This window comes from Chryseobacterium sp. VD8 (assembly GCF_037149975.1).
Classification (GTDB): domain Bacteria; phylum Bacteroidota; class Bacteroidia; order Flavobacteriales; family Weeksellaceae; genus Chryseobacterium; species Chryseobacterium indicum.
The window spans coordinates 1-18,570 of record NZ_JBBCQL010000038.1 but is presented as its reverse complement, the minus strand read 5'-3'; the positions used below and the strand labels follow the sequence as shown (position 1 = coordinate 18,570).

18 protein-coding genes are annotated in these 18,570 nt (G+C 36.4%); 13 read left to right on the top strand and 5 right to left on the bottom strand.

Annotation, left to right across the window (positions count from 1 at the left end; all coding sequences use genetic code 11):
* Positions 1–361 precede the first annotated feature (361 nt).
* Positions 362–775 carry a transposase gene (locus WFK35_RS06520; RefSeq protein ID WP_336731925.1) on the top strand — a complete coding sequence of 138 codons (414 nt, stop codon included), beginning with the start codon at positions 362–364 and terminating at the stop codon, positions 773–775.
* Between the two features lie 11 nt (positions 776–786).
* The gene (locus WFK35_RS06515; protein ID WP_214588647.1) at positions 787–1,131 is read left to right on the top strand and encodes a helix-turn-helix domain-containing protein; all 345 of its coding nucleotides are present in this window, start codon (positions 787–789) and stop codon (positions 1,129–1,131) included.
* Positions 1,132–1,361: 230 nt separating this feature from the next.
* Here the strand turns inward: WFK35_RS06515 and WFK35_RS06510 are convergent, their stop codons facing one another.
* Positions 1,362–2,363, bottom strand: coding sequence for a catalase (locus tag WFK35_RS06510; RefSeq protein WP_336731924.1), 1,002 nt, complete (start codon positions 2,361–2,363; stop codon positions 1,362–1,364).
* A gap of 226 nt (positions 2,364–2,589) precedes the next feature.
* Between WFK35_RS06510 and WFK35_RS06505 the strand changes: the two genes are divergently transcribed.
* The 4 genes from WFK35_RS06505 to WFK35_RS06490 all read left to right on the top strand — a co-directional run bounded on the left by WFK35_RS06505 (position 2,590) and on the right by WFK35_RS06490 (position 5,326).
* Positions 2,590–3,045: an FKBP-type peptidyl-prolyl cis-trans isomerase gene (locus tag WFK35_RS06505; protein ID WP_336731923.1), complete on the top strand. Its 456-nt coding sequence runs from the start codon at positions 2,590–2,592 to the stop codon at positions 3,043–3,045.
* A 149-nt stretch (positions 3,046–3,194) separates the two neighbouring features.
* Positions 3,195–4,145, top strand: a complete 951-nt coding sequence (locus tag WFK35_RS06500) for a hypothetical protein (protein ID WP_336731922.1) — start codon at positions 3,195–3,197, stop codon at positions 4,143–4,145.
* Positions 4,146–4,209: 64 nt separating this feature from the next.
* A complete protein-coding gene (locus WFK35_RS06495; protein ID WP_214588651.1) occupies positions 4,210–4,620 on the top strand; it encodes an Rrf2 family transcriptional regulator in 411 nt (136 codons plus the stop codon).
* Between the two features lie 55 nt (positions 4,621–4,675).
* Positions 4,676–5,326 carry an NAD(P)-dependent oxidoreductase gene (locus tag WFK35_RS06490; protein WP_336731921.1) on the top strand — a complete coding sequence of 217 codons (651 nt, stop codon included), beginning with the start codon at positions 4,676–4,678 and terminating at the stop codon, positions 5,324–5,326.
* A 74-nt stretch (positions 5,327–5,400) separates the two neighbouring features.
* On the opposite strand, the gene WFK35_RS06485 is transcribed toward WFK35_RS06490, so the two are convergent.
* The gene (locus tag WFK35_RS06485; protein ID WP_336731920.1) at positions 5,401–6,408 is read right to left on the bottom strand and encodes a M23 family metallopeptidase; all 1,008 of its coding nucleotides are present in this window, start codon (positions 6,406–6,408) and stop codon (positions 5,401–5,403) included.
* Positions 6,409–6,636: 228 nt separating this feature from the next.
* Between WFK35_RS06485 and WFK35_RS06480 the strand changes: the two genes are divergently transcribed.
* The 7 genes from WFK35_RS06480 (at position 6,637) to WFK35_RS06450 (ending at position 14,933) form a co-directional block, all read left to right on the top strand.
* Positions 6,637–7,674: an NAD(P)H-dependent glycerol-3-phosphate dehydrogenase gene (locus WFK35_RS06480; protein ID WP_336731919.1), complete on the top strand. Its 1,038-nt coding sequence runs from the start codon at positions 6,637–6,639 to the stop codon at positions 7,672–7,674.
* Positions 7,675–7,882: 208 nt separating this feature from the next.
* The gene (gene mqo, locus WFK35_RS06475) at positions 7,883–9,388 is read left to right on the top strand and encodes a malate dehydrogenase (quinone) (protein WP_235132670.1); all 1,506 of its coding nucleotides are present in this window, start codon (positions 7,883–7,885) and stop codon (positions 9,386–9,388) included.
* 80 nt (positions 9,389–9,468) lie between these two features.
* On the top strand, positions 9,469–9,870 hold the full coding sequence (locus WFK35_RS06470; RefSeq protein ID WP_214588656.1) for a hypothetical protein: 402 nt from the start codon (positions 9,469–9,471) through the stop codon (positions 9,868–9,870).
* Between the two features lie 64 nt (positions 9,871–9,934).
* Positions 9,935–10,549: a DUF1684 domain-containing protein gene (locus WFK35_RS06465; protein ID WP_336731918.1), complete on the top strand. Its 615-nt coding sequence runs from the start codon at positions 9,935–9,937 to the stop codon at positions 10,547–10,549.
* A 3-nt stretch (positions 10,550–10,552) separates the two neighbouring features.
* Positions 10,553–11,026 (top strand): GNAT family N-acetyltransferase, encoded by a 474-nt coding sequence (locus WFK35_RS06460; protein WP_336731917.1) that lies wholly within the window; start codon positions 10,553–10,555, stop codon positions 11,024–11,026.
* Positions 11,027–11,171: 145 nt separating this feature from the next.
* Complete coding sequence (locus tag WFK35_RS06455) at positions 11,172–11,981, top strand: glucose 1-dehydrogenase (protein WP_336731916.1); 810 nt, start codon at positions 11,172–11,174, stop codon at positions 11,979–11,981.
* A gap of 294 nt (positions 11,982–12,275) precedes the next feature.
* Complete coding sequence (locus tag WFK35_RS06450; RefSeq protein WP_336731915.1) at positions 12,276–14,933, top strand: MGH1-like glycoside hydrolase domain-containing protein; 2,658 nt, start codon at positions 12,276–12,278, stop codon at positions 14,931–14,933.
* Positions 14,934–14,973: 40 nt separating this feature from the next.
* On the opposite strand, the gene recO is transcribed toward WFK35_RS06450, so the two are convergent.
* The 3 genes from recO to WFK35_RS06435 all read right to left on the bottom strand — a co-directional run.
* On the bottom strand, positions 14,974–15,660 hold the full coding sequence (recO, locus tag WFK35_RS06445; protein WP_336731914.1) for a DNA repair protein RecO: 687 nt from the start codon (positions 15,658–15,660) through the stop codon (positions 14,974–14,976).
* Positions 15,660–17,945 carry a type IX secretion system anionic LPS delivery protein PorZ gene (gene porZ, locus WFK35_RS06440; RefSeq protein ID WP_336731913.1) on the bottom strand — a complete coding sequence of 762 codons (2,286 nt, stop codon included), beginning with the start codon at positions 17,943–17,945 and terminating at the stop codon, positions 15,660–15,662. Before porZ ends, recO begins: the two co-directional genes overlap by 1 nt.
* Before the next feature lie 2 nt (positions 17,946–17,947).
* Positions 17,948–18,570: metallophosphatase (locus WFK35_RS06435; RefSeq protein ID WP_336731912.1), on the bottom strand; the 623-nt coding region annotated here is incomplete at its 5' end.

Genomic DNA, 18,570 nt, shown 5'->3' with positions numbered 1-18,570 from the left:
TGATGATTAATTAAATAAAGTGAAAAGAACGATCTTAAAATTATTAAAAAAAGAGTTTACATGATGAAATTTTAACGGAAAATATTATTGGTGCTTATAAAAGTCCGGAATATTGAAGTTTTACTGATTGAATAATGAGGGACAGAAATAAATGAGGGTGATGCAATATAAAGCATGAATTCTTTATCTAAATTTCGATATATTATTTGCAGTTAATTCTTGGCAGGGCTTTTACTCTGATTTAATATTACACCAATTATTAAAACGTGTATAATATTATTATGCTGAAGTTTTTATTTTCTTTATTTTTATGATTTCGGACTGTAAATTGCTTATTAATCACTAAGGCTTAAAAAAACCTATGCTATACAAAGACATACATATAGGACAGTTTATTAAAGAGAGAGCTAACGAACTGGAAGTTAGTAAAGAAAGAATGTGTAGTTTTCTAAAAAAAGATGAGAAAGCTATTGATAAAATTTTCGAAAGCGCATCAATAGAAACAGATCTTTTACTAAGATGTTCTAAACTTCTGGAGTATGATTTCTTCAGAATCTATAGTTCTCACCTTATTTTATATGCTCCGCCTTCTGCTGTCGACAAAACAAAAACCAAATCGGACAAAATTCCTTATTTCAGGAAAAACATTTATACACAGGAGATTAAAGAGTTTATTATCGGAAAAATACTATCCGGAGAAATGACTCATAATGAAATTATTCAGGAATATTCCATTCCTAAAAGTACGCTTCACCGATGGCTGCAAAAAACGTAAAAAAATATCCTATGCGTCCAAATTATACAAAGATTTATCAGGATATGCTTAAAGAAAAAGATCCCGATAAACTGAAAGATCCGAAAGTTCAGCGTCTGATAAAAAATTTGAAAACAACTGAAGATGTTTTGAATTTTAATGAGCTGGTTTTTAAACAATCAAAAGAAAGTCTGGAGAAAAACCAAAAACTGAAGACATACGATAAAAAAACAATGCTTAAACTTTTACAATATCAGAACAAGCATAATTTTTCTACGAATTATATGTCTAAAAAGTATAAGATTAGCAGAACGACCATTGCGAAATGGAAAAAAACTTTTGAGGAGGAATACGAGAAAATTACTTCAAAAAATTAATCTCAATTTTAATGATTGAATATTAGACATTTGTCATTCCGAAACAATGTAAGACGGAATGACAAATGTTATAAAAAATAAATAAGGTTTCCTCTTTGAAAAAATGCTGTTATTTGCTCAGCGAAAAGCCTTCACGAACGAAAATATCCGGAATAATTTTTAAAGTGTTCTTGAATCAGCATTAAGAACAGATTATCTGCAAAGCAAAATTAACCATTCACATTTTCTTACTACTTATTATATTTTAGCAGTTTATTAATTTTTCGTCTCGTCTGCACAGAAACTTTATAGGCTTCATCACGGAGCTTTTGTATTTTTCCGACGGGCTGAAAAAATATTTTACTTTCAAAAGGGTTAAAAGAAAGCAGTTCACTGTCGCAGGAATCGGAATTCAGAAGCTGATCTTTTTCAATTTTTACTTCCCCGATTTTAAGGTAAGGTGAATTTTTCCATTCCACATTGAGTTTATTCACTGGCTGATACTTCAGATCATAACAAAGCTGAACAAGAACATCTGCTGAGAAATTTTCTTCTTTAAGGTAGCTTTCCAGAGCATTTTTAACCTTCAGTTTTTTCCCGAAATGTTTGTTGACAGATTGAGGCTTTAATTTAATTTTCATCATATAATCTCCGAATCTGTATACTCCTACCGAATGAAAATCAAACGAAAGAAAAAAATCATTTCTTTTGCTCCAGAGCTTAAATATATTTTTTGCAAATGATAAGGTAAATGTAGAGGGAATTACTTTTAATATCTGCATTAGTAAAGAAAAGGAACTCCATTTTTTAACAAAAAAGCGATTAACGGAAGTGAATAATTTTAAAAATGTACTCACCGAATTAATCGGAAATAAAGGAAAATTTACTAAAGGGAAATTGGCAATGACGTTTCCTTTTTCATCATTTATTTTTACTGCAAAACCATAAGCAGGAAGATCTTTTTTTCCTTTTACCACCTTTAAATGCGCATTGGAAAACCGGATAACAAGGTCGTATTTTTCCTTATCAAAGTACGGTTTTAGTTCTTCGGGAATGTTTTTATCGATCAGAAAAGTTCCTTTGGTAACAGCATACGTTTTGGCATGGGCGTTTCTTGTTGCATAGTGAACATCACTTACAGAAGGGGACTGTTCAACAAAATCGGTAATACTTTTTTTATTGATTTCCAGAAGCTCTTGCTCTTCATCAGTCAGTCTGTCATATTTCTTTTTATATGGTAATGGATTGGGCATTTAGTTTTTAAGTCCAATTATAACGCCAAGTTTCCGAAATCCTATTAACAGAATATTAATGATACTTGAATTTTTTAAGCTGAATTAAAGATGTAAAAAAAATAAAATTTAATAAACTGAAAACTAATGGTTTATATATTTTTAAAATTTTCTATGATTAAAAAACTTACATCTTCCGGCTGTCATCTTCCAGCACAAAGAACTATCTTTGCAAAAATTATCAATTATGGGAGTAGCAGATATGTTATTTAAACGTAAAAAAGAATTGGCAGAAAAAAACCTGAAAGACGGTCAGGAATATATGGCAGAATATGGCAAGAGAGAAAGCGTGGTAGAATTGCCGAGCGGATTACAGTATGAAATCATTACGGAAGGCGATGGCGAAAAGCCGGGTCCGAGATCTACAGTAAAATGCCATTACCATGGAACAACCATTACCGGAAAAGTTTTCGACAGTTCTGTGAAAAGAGGAACTCCTGCTTCATTTCCTTTAAATAGAGTGATTGCAGGATGGACGGAAGCGCTTCAGCTTATGCCTGTAGGAAGCAAGTGGAGACTGATTATTCCTCCGCATCTTGCTTACGGAGATCAGCAGATCAGCAAAGAGATTGGTCCGAATTCCACGCTTATTTTTGAAGTGAATTACTGGATATCAAGAAATAATTTTATTAAAATAGCTTAAAAATTTACCTGTTATTCGGGTAAATTTTTTTTATTTGTGTAACTTTATCTTTGGTTTGAAATTTAAATAATGCAATTCTTATTAGTTTTCTGAAAGTTTGCAGCTTACAGATGAAAAATAAGAATCCCGAATCGCAAAAACATCAATCAATGAAGAAGATAATTTACTTCGCAGCATTCTGTATGTTGCTTACTTCCTGCGTATCCAGAAAAAATCAGGCAATTAAGCAAAATATTCTTACACTCAAAGACAGCTACTGTAAAGCGCCTTTCAAGTATAATTACGGTAATAAACTTCCTTCGTACAATTCTGATTCCATTATTCAGGCCAATAAAGAGTTAAGAGATAAATTTTCTGACCAGAGTATTCTTATTCTTAATGCCCTGGATAATCTGGACGAAGTTCATGAGATTATGGAGCTTAAAAAAGATACTTCTCTGGAGTCTCAGGTTAAAGTGTTACAGCTTAAATCTAAAATCAACAGTAAAATAACCATTGCTTTAACTGAACTGGATGCGGTTGCGGCAGAATTCGACTGTGAAGGCGAAAGAGTAGCACAGATCGGAAATTATGTGGATAACTTAAACGATTCCAGAAACAATAAGCTTATTCTGCTGTCGATTGTAACGGGAGCTGCTGCTTCGGTAGCGGGAGGAATTGTAAAGGATAATTCATGGAGTAATGCCATTGATATCGGAGGAGGAGTTTTAGGAGCAGGATTCGGTTTGGCAACTTTAAATCCGAAAGGTAAAAAAGTAGAATTTATTCATCAGAGAAATCTGCTAAGAGATGTATGGAATGGCAAATTACAGTCACCTAACTTTCCGCCGTTTATCTGGTATATGTATACAGAAAAAAAGTTTTCCAACAGGGAACAGCATTCCATTATTTCGAGCATGAAAGAACGCTGGCTTCATTATCAGTTTGATGATGACAGAAAAAAGGCAGACGAATCTGTTATTTTCAGTGACGGAGGATTTTACCGTTCAGATGATCTTCATAACCGTGCCGCAATGCTCAACCAGATGCAGTCGGCAACCAGAACCATCAATCAGAACATCAATTATCTTCTTCTGGATCTTGATCGTCTGATACTTTAACAAAATTTAATTGTAATAATTTTTGTTACATTAAAAAATTATCTATCTTTGCTGAGTAATTACGATGAACAACACAAGATTTGCTACGGCAATACATATTATGACCTTATTGGCGGAAAGTCCGCAGGATTGGCTTACTTCAGAATGGATAGCAGGAAGTATCAATATCAATCCTGTGGTTGTTCGTAAAGAGCTTGGTGTGTTAAGAGAAGCGGGTTTAATTATAAGCAGACAGGGAAAAGAAGGAGGGAGTCAGCTGGCAAAGAGTGCAGATTCCATACGAATTTCTGAAATCTATCTGGCTGTGAAAAATACCGAAGTTTTAGGAAAGAAAAACAATAATCCGAATCCGGTTTGTCCTGTAGGGAAAGATATTAATAATCATCTTAGGATATTGTTTTCAGAAACAGATCAGTTGGTTCTCAATTTTTTAGGAAATAAATCTTTGAAAGAATTCAGCGACCAATTCAAATAAAATTTTTTAACACAAAATGTAACAATAATTATTACAATTAAATAAATAAAAAAGTATGAAAAAAGTAGCAGTAATAGGAGCGACAGGTTTTGTAGGAACTCAGGTTGTAAAAGAATTATCCAACAGAGGATATCAGGTGGAAGCAATTGTAAGAGATGCTTCAAAAGTGGAGCAAAACGAAAAAGTAACGGCTAAAAGTGTAGATGTAAACAAAGCAGACGAATTGTCAGAAGCTTTAAAAGGGAATGATGCCGTAATCAGTGCTTTTAACGCGGGATGGACCAATCCTAATTTGTATGATGATTTTCTGAATGGATCTGTAAATATCGAAAAAGCAGTTGAACAATCCGGTGTAAAAAGATTTATTACTGTGGGTGGGGCAGGAAGTCTTTATATTGATGGAAAACAACTGGTAGACGGACCAGATTTTCCTGCTGAGATAAAACCGGGTGCAACTGCGGCAAGAGATTATTTAAACAAAATTAAAGAAAATGAAACCTTAGACTGGACATTTTTCAGTCCGGCAATTGAAATGCATCAGGGAACGGCAGGCGTAAGAACCGGAAAATACAGAACCGGTCTGGAGAGCCCTGTTTTTGATGAAAACGGAAGAAGTATTCTTTCTGTAGAAGATGTGGCGGTGGTTTTAGTGGATGAACTGGAACAGAATAATCACATCAGAGAGCGTTTTACAGCAGCTTACTAATTTTTTTAAGATATGTTTTAAAAGTTTCGGCGGCACCAAAGGTGCCGCCGAAACTCTATATTTTAGATGTTAATTTAAAGATTCATAAATAACTTTGGATTTACCGGAGTATTGTTCTTATGTACTTCATAATGAAGATGAGGTCCTGTAGAACGACCCGAATTTCCTGATTTGGCGATAACCTGTCCCACTTTCACTTTATCATTCACTTTAGCGACCAACTGCGACAAATGTCCGTAAAGAGTTGCCAGTCCGTTTCCGTGAGAAACGATCACACAATTTCCGTATCCTCCTTTCTGTCCGGAAAAAATAACAGTTCCGGCTGCAGTTGCCACGACATCTGATCCATAAGCCACGGCAATATCCAGTCCTTTATGAAACTGCATCTGGTCTGCTTCTGCAGGAGCATTATTCTTTTCTGCAGGTTTTTCAGATCCGGCTGCAACAGATTTTGCTGACGAAGCAAGAGCGGGAGCTGCAGAAGGAGCTTTCGGAGTTACCATTACTTTTACCTCTCTTTTATTTCCATAGCTGTCTGTTACTTCTATAATTTTTTCTACAGGTTCAGCTTTTACTTCCGGAGTTGCGGCGGCAACAGCAGCAGGTTTGGCAGCACTGCTTTTTACCGAAGCTAAAACGGTTTTAAAAGGGATAGGGTTCTTTCTCACTCCGAAATTAGACGAAATATAACCTTCAGTCGGCATTCCCAAAGGAACTTCCAGTAATTTTTTCTGAAGATTCATCAGATACTGGCTGTATCGGTTTGCCTGTTTTGCCAGATAAATAGAGTTGGAGATACTGTCTTTGCTCAGAATCGTCACTTTTTCGTTGGGAACATCCTTAGATTTAAGGAAAGAATTCAGCTCCGCTACGGTTTGATCTACCAGTGTAAGATCAGTTTTCATTTTCAGGTAATCTACACTGTCTTTTTCAGTGTTTATCTTTACAAGGTTCACTTCATAATTTTTGTTGTCCTTTTCCGAATACAACTTTGCAATGAAAATACCTTGCGCAAAAACTACTAATAAAAGTCCTCCTAAAAGCACATTTATGTTCTTTTTACTGCTTAGAAATTTCTTCATTTTTCTTCTCTTAGTATAATTACAAAACGGTTTTAAGCCTGCAAATTTAATTAAAAATAAACTTTCAGGCTTATTTTTAACAAAACTTTAGTTTTTTCTGTAATTAACGGTCTATTAGATATTTAATTGTGTTGAAGTGTTAATTTTGTCTAAAATTGGGTTTTATCATGCTCTTAAAATCCTTCTTTCCGTCTTTGTTTTAATATATTTGCAGTTCACATTTCTATCATGGCTAAAAAGAAAACAAATATAGAATCGAACCCGAAGAAAAGCAAAAATGACGTTGCGGTAGGAGTAGTCGGAAGTGGAAGTTTTGCGACTGCTATTGTGAAAATGCTTGTGGAAAACTGCAAAGTTGTGCACTGGTGCGTAAGAAATGAGTACGTAAAAGGAGCGATTGAGCAGAGAGGTCATAACCCCACTTATCTTACAGCAGTCAATTTTAATCTTAAAAATCTTAAGCTTACAACCGATGTCAACGAGCTGGTTTCTACCTGTGAAATTATTGTTTTGGCAACGCCGTCGATCTATCTTTCCGATACGCTGGAGAAAATGACCTGTGATTATCAGAATAAAATTTTTGTTTCTGCCATAAAAGGAATTATTCCGAAGGTAAATGATGTCGTAGCACATTATTTAAGAGATGAATTTAAAATAGGCTTCAGGAATCAGGCAGTGATTGCAGGACCTTGTCACGCAGAAGAAGTGGCGATGGAAAGACTGTCCTATCTTACCGTTGCAACGGTAGAAGATGAGGTTTCACAGAAACTGGTGGATATTTTCAATTCAGATTTTATTAAAATGCATTCCAGCAAAGATATCTTAGGCAACGAATACAGTGCGATTCTTAAAAATATTTTTGCTATCGGAGCCGGAATTGCGAATGGATTGGGATATGGAGATAACTTTACTGCGGTTTTTGTTTCCAATGCGATCCGTGAAATGGAGACTTTTCTTGAAGCCATCTACGAAGCGCCGAGAGACGTGAACGAAAGTGCTTATCTCGGAGATTTACTGGTTACGGCATATTCATTATTTTCCAGAAACAGAAACTTGGGAAATCTTATTGGGAAAGGATATACCGTAAAATCGGCAATCCAGTCGATGAACATGATTGCGGAAGGTTATTATGCAGCCAATTCTATTTACAAAACCTCAAAGGAAAAAGGATTGAAACTTCCGATTGTAGATACGATTTACGGAATTTTATACGAAGGAAAAAGTGCAGAGAAACAGTTTAAAAAGCTAACTGCAAAGCTGAATTAATCTGAATTTTAAATCATACAGGGCATCCGCAAACTTTGCGGATGCTTTTTTTAAAGGCTTCGGCGGCTTCGCCGCCGAAGCCTTTAAAAAAATACTATACAGACAATAATAAAAACTCTGGTTTTTTCCCAAAAACTCATGTTAAAATCGTTTAACAAAGCCGATTTTCAATAACTTTTCCCGAACTTTGACCTATAAAATTTAAATTATGTCACAATCGCTTACAAGCAGAACGCCGAAACCAAAATACGACGTTGTTCTAATAGGTGGCGGAATTATGAGTGCCACTTTAGCTACATTATTACACGAATTTGATCCTGAGCTCGAAATAGCTATTTTTGAAAGGCTGGGAAGGTTTGCCAAAGAAAGTACAGCAGCCTGGAATAATGCAGGAACAGGTCATTCAGCGTTTTGTGAGCTTAATTATACTCCCGAAAAACCAGACGGAACCATCGATATTTCCAAAGCGGAAAGCATTGCTGAACAGTTTGAAATTTCAAAACAGTTCTGGTCTTACTTAATTACCAAAGGTTACATCAGCGAACCGAAGGATTTCATCAATTCCTGTCCGCACATGAGTCTCGTTTTTGGAGAAAAAGATGCAGAATATCTTAAAAAACGTCATGAGAAAATGTCAGAATCCGTTCTGTTTAAAGGAATGGAATTTTCAACCGATCACGATAAATTGAGAGAATGGATTCCTTTGGTAATGAGCAAAAGAAATCAGTCTGAAATAATGGCAGCCACTAAAATGGATCTGGGAACTGATGTTAATTTCGGAACCCTGACAAGAAAAATGGGAAGACATTTGCTGGAAGATTCCAATGTTGAAGTTTTCCTGTACCACGAAGTTAAAGACATCGATCCGAAAGAAGACGGAACCTGGGAAATGAAAGTGAAAGACAGGATTCATAATCACAAACAGGAGGTAGAGGCGGATTTTGTATTCATTGGAGCAGGAGGATATGCTTTGCCGTTGTTAGACAGTTCAGAAATCAAAGAAAGCGAAGGTTACGGCGGTTTTCCGGTTTCCGGACAATGGCTGGTAAGTCATAATCAGGAATTGGTGGAAAAACATCAGGCAAAAGTATATACACAGGCAACGGTGGATGCACCTCCAATGTCCGTTCCTCATTTGGATTTAAGAATTATTGATGGAGAGAAAGCACTTCTTTTCGGACCTTTTGCTGGATTTTCAACTAAGTTTTTAAAAGAAGGAAGCTATCTGGATCTACCTGAAAGTGTGAATACTAAAAATTTGAGATCGCTTTTCGGAGCTTGGTGGCATAATATTCCCTTAACGAAATATCTGGTTCAGCAGGTGGCAATGACGAAATCCCAAAGAATTCAGCATTTGAGAGAATTTATTAAAGATGCCAAAGAAGAAGACTGGGAACTGAAAGTTGCCGGACAACGAGTTCAGATCATTAAAAAAGATGAAAAACACGGCGGGAAACTGGAATTCGGAACTGAAGTAGTAGTGAATAAAAAAGGAACCATTGCTTCACTATTGGGAGCTTCTCCGGGAGCGTCTACAGCAGTGTATGCAATGCTGAGCGTGCTTGAAAAATGCTTCCCTGAAAAACTTCATGGTGAATGGAAAGAAAAACTGCTGGAAATAGTACCTTCTTATGGACAGAAGCTGGCAGACAATCCTGAACTTACAGAAAAAGTAAGAAACTATTCAAAAGAAAAATTGCAGCTGAAATATTAAAAAAAGTGATTAAAGAATAGTCAGATTTCAAATTAAAATACTAAATTAGAGGAACTGACTATTTACTTCACAAAGAAATTATGTCAGAAACAATTGTAAAACCGGTGATCGTGAAAGAATTATTAGAATCCCTCCAGATTAAGATGGAAGAGGAACGGCAGGTAATTGTACATTGCTGTTTTCCGGCTTCACCATTCTTTGGGAACTTCATCAGAATCTGGCAGTCTACCTATCTTTTTGATAATCAGTCAGAACATCAGAGCAAACTTATACATGCAGAAAATATTACCATCTATCCCGACTGGACTCCGGTTCCGTTTATGAGAGATTTCTGGTTTACTCTTGTGTTTTCAGGATTGCCAAAAGATTGTGAAAGTTTTGATTTAAAGGAGGTTATTCCGGAAGAAGGCGGATTTTTTGTGGAATCCATTAAACGAAATTCATCCGATATCTACCGTGTGAAAATTTCAGAATCTTACTAAAGAGTGATCTACTGAATAGCTTATTCAGTATAAAATTTTCATCGTAAATCATAGTTTTAAGTTCATGAAAAAATACATATTCATATTTTTACTTTTTCCACTCTTGATATTCTCTCAAAAGATTTCAAAAGAAGAAACTGAAATTAAAAAATTTCAGAAAGAACTCAATGCAGAATATTTAAACCCGAAAGAAACGCCTTTGCGCGGAGATAACTTTAAAAATTTTAAGCAGCATCCTTTCTTTCCGATCAATTTAAAATACAGAATTACTGCAAAATTCCAGAAAACGGAAAACGCAGAACCCTTTGATCTTCCTACGTCTTCAGGAAAAACGAAACCTTACAGAGAATTTGGAAAAGCAACATTTCAGTTAGACGGAAAGTCATATACATTAACGCTGTATCAAAGTCTGGATTTAATCAAACAGAAAAAATACAAAGACCATTTATTTCTGCCTTTCCGTGATGCCACCAATGAAAAAGAAACCTACGGCGGTGGAAAATATCTCGATTTAACGATTCCGAAAGACAAAACCATTATTCTGGATTTTAATAAATCGTATCATCCTTACTGTGCTTACAACGCTTACGATTACAATTGTCCCGTTGTTCCCGAAGAAAATAAACTGCCGGTTGAAATTCGGGCAGGAGTAATGTATGAAGACATTTATCATCATTAAATTATGGTAAAATTAAAATTTTTTGAGCCGAAAGATTTTCCCGGAGTAAGCTATACTTTGGACGAAACGCAATTGCAATACACCGCTACCGCAGAACAGGCACTACAGAAAATTGAAGAACGCAGCGATACCCTTGCTTTTCCCATAACCATTCTGGAGAATAATCTTCCGGTCGGCTTTTTTGTGCTGGATTTCGGAAATGATAAATTAGACATCACAGACAATCACGATTCGATGTTACTGCGTTCACTTTCTGTAAATCCGGAATCACAGGGAAAAGGAATCGGAAAAGCTGCAATGATTCTTCTTGATGAATTTGTTAGAGAAAACTTCAGAGACTGCAATGAGATTGTTCTTGCAGTGAACCAAAACAATAGTTCTGCTTACGAATTATACCTTAAAGTCGGCTACAAATTCGACGGAAAAACAAGAATGGGCAGAAGCGGAATACAATATCTGATGTACAAAAAACTGTAAACACAATTTTTGAAAAGATCATCGATTCCGTAAAACGAGTTTAGCTTAATCCGCAAGAAAGTAAACTTTAAGAAATTTTTAATTTGAATTTTCATGTTTGGCGTGAAACTTTCACCTAAATTTGAGTAACATCAAATAATAAAACATGGAAATATCTCTTCACAATCAGGTCGCTGTCGTTACCGGAGCTTCCAGTGGAATTGGTTCAGGAATTGCAAAATCACTCGCTTCAGCAGGAGCAACCGTAATTGTTAATCACTCTTCAGAACACTCTTTAGATGAAGCAAAAGCCGTTTTAAAAGAAATTACCGACACAGGCGGAAACGGAATAACCTATCAATGCGATGTTTCCAAAGAAGATCAGGTTATTAAAATGTTTCAGGATGTGGTTTCACAATTCGGAACAGTCGATATTCTCATCAATAACGCAGGCATTCAGAAAGATGCAAAATTCACCGAAATGACGCTCGATCAGTGGAATACCGTCATAGGTATCAATCTTACAGGTCAGTTTTTGTGTGCAAGAGAAGCCATTAAAGAATTTCTTCGCCGTGGTATCGATCCTTCGCGTTCTGTTGCCTGCGGAAAAATTATTCACATCAGTTCCGTTCACGAAATCATTCCTTGGGCAGGTCATGCCAATTATGCTTCAAGCAAAGGAGCCATCAGAATGCTCATGCAGACTTTGGCGCAGGAATATGGTGCAGACAAAATCCGTGTCAATTCCATTTGTCCCGGAGCAATTCAGACGCCCATTAACAAAGCTGCGTGGAGTACTCCCGAAGCTTTAAATTCCTTATTAGACTTAATCCCTTACAACAGAATCGGGCAGCCGCAGGATATCGGAAATATGGCGGCGTTTCTCGCAAGTGATCTTGCAGATTACATCACCGGAGCCAGTATTTTCGTAGATGGCGGAATGACAACTTTCGAAAGCTTTTCAACAGGAGGATAATTCTTTGGGCGCACAATTCCGGCTTTCACTACTCGCTTTTTTGTGCCTTTGCTTTTTCCTGAGCTTACAAAAAGAGCTCAGACAGACCGTTCAATCCGGGGCGCATTTAAGCCGAAGCAGAGAAGAAAGTCTTTCAAAAATCAATTGTTACTGATGAATCCGTTTCGCTGTCAATTTTAAAATAAGCATTTAAATTATCATTCTGAAAACCTCATAGGTTTTTAAAACCTATGAGGTTTCACAAAACAATAAAATATTCATAGATTATTGGTTAATCATCATTTATAAAAAAACATGAAAGAAAAAGAAAGACTGTCCGACGTTACATGGAAAAAATGGGGACCTTACGTAAGCAACCGCGAATGGGGATTGGTACGTGAAGATTACAGTGCAGATGGTGATGCGTGGAACTACACCAATCACGACATTGCGGAAGCCAAAACCTACCGTTGGGGAGAAGAAGGAATCTGCGGCATCTGTGATGACCTTCAGAAGCTTGTTTTTTCAGTCGGATTCTGGAACAAAAAAGATAAAATGGTGAAAGAACGCTTCTTTGGCTTATCAAACGGTCAGGGAAACCATGGTGAAGATGTGAAAGAATATTTTTATTATCTCGATTCCACGCCTACGCATTCTTACATGAAAATGCTGTACAAATATCCTCAAAACGCATTTCCCTACGACGATTTAATAAAAACCAATGCGGAAAGAGGAAAAGAAGATCCCGAATACGAATTAATCGATACCGGAATTTTCGACCAAAACGAATACTTTGATATTTTTATTGAATATGCCAAAGAAAGTCAGAACGATATTCTGGTAAAATTAACAGTGGTGAATAAATCAGAAAAAGAAGCTCCGTTAATCGTTCTTCCAACAGTCTGGTTCAGAAATACATGGAATTGGGGATATAATAATTACAAACCTCAAATGAATTCTGAAAATTCAGATTGCATCAGGATTAATCATCAGGATTTAGAAATCAAAAATGTATACGCAAAAAATGCTCAGAAAGTATTATTCTGCGATAACGAAACGAATAATGAAAGACTTTATCATTCTCAGAACCAGTCAAAATATACAAAAAACGGAATCAATGATTTTGTCATCAACGGAAATTCCCAGTCCGTAAACCCAAAAGATTTTGGAACAAAGGCTTCCTTTTTCATCGACGAAAATTTTAAGCCAAAAGAAACAAAGACTTTTGAATTAAGACTTTCGGATCAGGATCTGAAACAGCCATTTCAGGATTTTGAAGAAATTTTCGTTTCAAGACAAAATGAAGCAGACGAATTTTATGCAGACATTCAGTGCGGAATAAAAACAGAAGACGAAAAACTGGTTCAGCGGCAGGCTTTTGCAGGAATGCTCTGGAACAAAATGTTCTATCATTACAATGTGGAACGTTGGCTGAAAGGAGATCCGTCACAAACTCCTCCTCCAAAATCCCGAGAACACATCAGAAATTCTGAGTGGAAACACCTCAACAACGAACACATTATTTCCATGCCCGATAAATGGGAATATCCGTGGTACGCAACGTGGGATCTGGCTTTCCACACCATCAGTTTTTCATTAATTGATCCGGATTTTGCAAAGCATCAGCTAAAATTGTTTCTTTTTGAATGGTATATGCATCCAAACGGACAGCTTCCGGCTTATGAATGGGATTTTAGCGATGTAAATCCTCCCGTTCATGCATGGGCTGTTTTCAGGGTTTTTAAAATTGATGAATATCTGAAAGGTAATCCCGATCTGCAATTTCTAGAAAGTGCTTTTCAGAAACTCCTGATGAATTTCACATGGTGGGTGAATAAAAAAGATAACAACGGAAATAATATTTTCGAAGGCGGATTTTTAGGTCTTGACAACATCGGTGTTTTCGACCGGAATATGCCTCTTCCCAACGGAGAACATCTCGAACAGTCCGACGGAACAAGCTGGATGGCAATGTTTGCTTTAAATATGATGAGAATTGCCATGGAACTCGCATTATACAACAATGTGTACGAAGAAATGGCAATGAAGTTTTTTGAGCATTTTCTGGCAATAGCCAATTCTCTGGATAACATGGGAGAAGAATGTTTCAGCTTGTGGGATGAAGAAGACGAATTCTTTTATGATGCCATTGCTTCGAGCGATGGAGATCATATGTATCTGAAATTAAGAACTATTGTTGGGCTTATTCCCATGTTTGCGGTTGAGGTTATCGATGACGAAATGATCGAAAAACTTCCGAATTTTAAGAAAAGAATGACTTGGGTTCTGGAAAATAAACCTGAACTGGCTGCTCTGGTTTCTCATTGGGAAGTAAAAGGAGATGAATCCAAACACTTACTTTCTCTTTTACGAGGACATCGTTTGAAGAGATTATTAAGCAGAATGCTCGATCCGAAGCAGTTTTTAAGCGAATTTGGTGTTCGGGCGCTTTCAAAGGAATATGAAGACAATCCGTTTACCCTAAATCTCAACGGAACAGATTACAAGGTAAAATATACTCCCGCGGAAAGCGACAGCGGACTTTTTGGCGGAAACAGCAATTGGCGTGGTCCGATCTGGTTTCCGATTAATTTTTTAATTATTGAAAGTCTGCAACGATTCTTTTTCTATTACAGTCCCGATTTTTTGGTGGAATATCCTACCGGAAGCGGAAACTATTCCAATCTTGACGAAATTGCAGAGGCTTTAAGCAGAAGACTGTCTTCATTATTTTTGAAGGATGAACATGGAAACCGTCCTTTTAACAGTCAGTATCCCAGATTTCAGACCGATCCGGATTTTAAAGATTATATTTTATTCTATGAATATTTTCATGGAGATACCGGTCGCGGTGTAGGAGCATCACATCAGACAGGCTGGACAGGTCTTATTGCCAAAATTTTAATGCCAAGATTTTCCAGAAAAAATATTGCAGAATCTGAAACCGAAACACCGAAAAATGTGGAATTTTAAATCAATAATATGTTACTTAACGCCAATTCTCAAGTATTAATTATTCAAATATCTGCTGAATGACTTCCAGAGAAGCAGGAATTTTAAAATCGGTGATATGGTAATGATAATACACAAGTAGGCTGTCTAAAAAATCTTTTCTGAAATTGGAATGTATTTTAATACTGTAAGGATTTTCGGCCGACAGAATGGTTTTCCAAATGGCTGAAACTTCTTCTGTAAATAGTTGATGCATTATTTCATGCGTGAAAGTTCCGGTTTCCGGATCCAGATATTTTCCCGAATTCAGTAAAGGTGCAACACCCTGAATTTTTAGAATTTTAATTAAAAAAATTAAATGAGACTGATAATTCCGGTTTTCCAGCTCATCTGTAAATTCTTCAAGACAGAAAAAAATGTGATGGTTTTTGTTTTCATGTCTCAGATTTTGGTTTAAAAAATCTGAAATAAAAAATACAACCGTGTTACAACGAATATCCGTATAAATATCGTTGCTTTTAATCAGTTCAAATTTTGAAATTGTCTGGATTCCGTTTCCTTTTACAGGATTTAAAGAGAAATTAAGTTTGCTTAATGGAAGAAGAAGGGCTTTTTTCTTATTTTTCTTAGCATATATTCCTTTTAAAAAATAAGACTGAAACCCGTCTTCTTCAGTGAAACAATGCAGTACCGCATCATTTTCACCATATTTTATATAAGATAATAAAAATCCGCTTTGTGAATTCATTAATTTACGACAGCAATCTTTGCCGTAGCTTTATCGGAGCCGTCCTCATTGGTCATTAATACAAAATAAACTCCGGAGGCAACTCTGGTTCCTCTCTGGTTATTAAGATCCCACTCATAATATCCACCTCTTGCCACTGCGGAATGTACAACGTTTCCGGCGGCATCAGCAATTCGGATGTTGGTAACTTCTGCCAAACCTTTAATAGTAACTTTTCCTTTAAAATTAGAATAAACTACAGGGTTTGGATATACCAGAACGTTTCCAAAATTTGATGTTACATCGGCAACATCTCCCTGATACGTCACAATTCCGTCATAAGAAACAAAATATACTTTTCCAGTTTTTTTATCAACCTTAATGTCCGTAATTGTATTTGTTGGGAGTGGAGAATTTTCTTTGGTAAAATGTTTAATCGTCTGCTGTCCATCAGCAGAAAGATAATACACTCCGCCGCCGTCAACCGAAACCCACTTATGATCTCCGGCATCTACTTCGATCTGTAAAATCTGTCCGTCTCTGAAGAGTTCTTCTCCCAATCCGTTCTGTTCTATGATGATAGGTTCCATCTTTGCTGTAGAAGGGGTTTTTATTGCTGAAACAGCATTAGAAAGAACTCTTAATCCCACATCTGTACCAATCCATGCGTCCCCCGATTTATCGACAGCTACAGAAATCGTTCCATTTGCTGTGGTCGGGAAGCCATTGGGCTGGGTTAAAATATAGGCAGTATCGTCCGATGTACTTTGCGTTTTCTTTGTATCATACGCTATAAAATTATTAGTTCGCGGCGTAGGAATAAAAAGAAGTCCTTCACTATATAAAGCTTTTTGTGCCGCTCCAAATTGAGAAGTTGTGTTTTTTATCACAAAATCATCACTTGTTCTGTCATAAGCTCCGATAGCAGTATAAGGCCCAAGTGCAGCACCATCACCAGAGAAAGCTATAGAAGCAAACAGATTATTGGAATCATCAAAGATTAAACCTACAGGTCGTCTTGTGAAGATATTGGTGGTTCCTAAATCATAACTTTTGACTAAAGTAAAATCTTTGATTCCTGCATTGTATTTCATTTTATAAATTCCGCGGGATCCATTGAGCATATAGTTTGTAAAGAATACATCCGTTGGATTTACTGGATCTGCTACCACGTCCAGAACATTGAAAATTGTAGAGTTGCCTTTAAAATATGAAGGATATATCCAGCTCATTCCGTCAAAATAATAAAATCCTGGATTTTTTGGATTGATAATTGCGGTATTAAATCGAGATTCTCTTCCTCCTGTTGAAACCAAAATCTGATTTTCACCATAGAGGCTTATTTTGTAGGCATAATTGAGATAAGGACCATCCGGCTTGAAAGTATTCCCTCCTTCATTTTTAATTCCTGAAAAGGCAGTTCCTCCATAAACACTGCTTCCAACCGTTGTTGCAGTATTGCACTCTTCTCCGAAAGTTACATTTCCGTTGAAAGTTCCGTTGGTACTGAATGTATACACTCTGCTCGCATCTGTAACGACAATATTGTTATTTGTAACAACTAGATCACGTACATTAGTGAATGATTGTGACAGAGCAGTCGGAGTTCCGTTATTATAAAGATAGGCTGTATTTCCGGAAGAAAAACTTAATACTCCTTCAGAATCTATATGGCTGAATGAGCCCGGCAATTCCGTAGTCCATGTTGAAAAGACAGGAAAAGTGGTATTCATTTCATGGCTTCTAAGACCGGTATTGGTAACAGAAAAAACTTTATTTCCGAAAATAGTAGCTTCATTACTCGCCTGATAAACGCCTCCTGATAAAAAGAATGCTGAATCCTTAAATTCTTTCTTTTTTAAATCGAAAATTGAGACTCCATATCCTACAGAAATCACAGCAAGATCGCCGGTAATTGATATATGATTGATTTTTTTGCTTCCGTTGTATCCTGTTGCAATAGGAATATCTACAACATAAGTAATCCCATCCGGAGTGATTATATCCAGTGAACCGTTTTGATAACCTAACAGTCCGATTTTATTCTGTGGATTATAATCAAAAGCCGAAACTTTAACCTCATGTAAACCGTTTGCCTTAGAAAGTTTGGTAATTTCGCCGGTAGAAATGGTATAATAAAAAATCCCGCTGTCTGCCGCTGCAACTATTTTTCCGTTATCTTCTTTCATGGCAAGAATATTATTATAGGAAAATAAATCTGCCCATTTTTTTGAAGAAATAGTCTGTGCATGTGCAACTTGCAGGGATGCTAAAATACCAAGAGAGATTAAAGAAAGTTTTTTCATGCTTATGCTTTTATGCTGCTGTCTATTACCTGATTATTCCAGGAAATATGTTTTACATTTTTATTAGTATCAAAAAAGAAATCTATTCTGCCGAGCAGAAGACCTGCCCATCCTACCTGATTTACCAGAACATTTTTACCCGCTCTGTTGGTAAAAGTCTGAGGTTCCGGCAGGAAGGTATGGGTATGACCGCCCAAGATAATATCAATATTTTCTGTCTGGGCAGCTAAGATTTTATCACTTATTTTATTGGGTTCGTCTTTGTAATCGTAGCCTATGTGTGAAAGGCAGATGACAAGATCACATTTTTGTTCGTTTTTCAGGAAGTTTGAGTAATGCTGGGCAACATCCACAGGATCGGAATAAACAGTTTCTCCGTATTGTTTTTTACCGACCAGTCCATCCAGCTGAATGCCCACTCCGAAAATTCCAACTTTGATTCCGTTTTTATCGAAAATCTTGTAAGGAGAAGTTTTCCCGTCCAGAACTGTATTTTTGAAATCGTAATTTGAACAGATGAAAGGGAATTTTGCATTGGGTAACACCTTTAAAAAACCATTCAGTCCATTATCAAAATCGTGATTTCCCATTGTGGAAGCATCATACTTCATCATCGACATTAATT

Bases quoted from the DNA above. Each gene is read 5' to 3' on its own strand.
- WFK35_RS06520 (WP_336731925.1), top strand. From the start codon at position 362: ATGCTATACAAAGACATACATATAGGACAGTTTATTAAAGAGAGAGCT.
- WFK35_RS06515 (WP_214588647.1), top strand. From the start codon at position 787: ATGCGTCCAAATTATACAAAGATTTATCAGGATATGCTTAAAGAAAAA.
- WFK35_RS06510 (WP_336731924.1), bottom strand. From the start codon at position 2,363: ATGCCCAATCCATTACCATATAAAAAGAAATATGACAGACTGACTGAT.
- WFK35_RS06505 (WP_336731923.1), top strand. From the start codon at position 2,590: ATGGGAGTAGCAGATATGTTATTTAAACGTAAAAAAGAATTGGCAGAA.
- WFK35_RS06500 (WP_336731922.1), top strand. From the start codon at position 3,195: ATGAAGAAGATAATTTACTTCGCAGCATTCTGTATGTTGCTTACTTCC.
- WFK35_RS06495 (WP_214588651.1), top strand. From the start codon at position 4,210: ATGAACAACACAAGATTTGCTACGGCAATACATATTATGACCTTATTG.
- WFK35_RS06490 (WP_336731921.1), top strand. From the start codon at position 4,676: ATGAAAAAAGTAGCAGTAATAGGAGCGACAGGTTTTGTAGGAACTCAG.
- WFK35_RS06485 (WP_336731920.1), bottom strand. From the start codon at position 6,408: ATGAAGAAATTTCTAAGCAGTAAAAAGAACATAAATGTGCTTTTAGGA.
- WFK35_RS06480 (WP_336731919.1), top strand. From the start codon at position 6,637: ATGGCTAAAAAGAAAACAAATATAGAATCGAACCCGAAGAAAAGCAAA.
- mqo (WP_235132670.1), top strand. From the start codon at position 7,883: ATGTCACAATCGCTTACAAGCAGAACGCCGAAACCAAAATACGACGTT.
- WFK35_RS06470 (WP_214588656.1), top strand. From the start codon at position 9,469: ATGTCAGAAACAATTGTAAAACCGGTGATCGTGAAAGAATTATTAGAA.
- WFK35_RS06465 (WP_336731918.1), top strand. From the start codon at position 9,935: ATGAAAAAATACATATTCATATTTTTACTTTTTCCACTCTTGATATTC.
- WFK35_RS06460 (WP_336731917.1), top strand. From the start codon at position 10,553: ATGGTAAAATTAAAATTTTTTGAGCCGAAAGATTTTCCCGGAGTAAGC.
- WFK35_RS06455 (WP_336731916.1), top strand. From the start codon at position 11,172: ATGGAAATATCTCTTCACAATCAGGTCGCTGTCGTTACCGGAGCTTCC.
- WFK35_RS06450 (WP_336731915.1), top strand. From the start codon at position 12,276: ATGAAAGAAAAAGAAAGACTGTCCGACGTTACATGGAAAAAATGGGGA.
- recO (WP_336731914.1), bottom strand. From the start codon at position 15,660: ATGAATTCACAAAGCGGATTTTTATTATCTTATATAAAATATGGTGAA.
- porZ (WP_336731913.1), bottom strand. From the start codon at position 17,945: ATGAAAAAACTTTCTTTAATCTCTCTTGGTATTTTAGCATCCCTGCAA.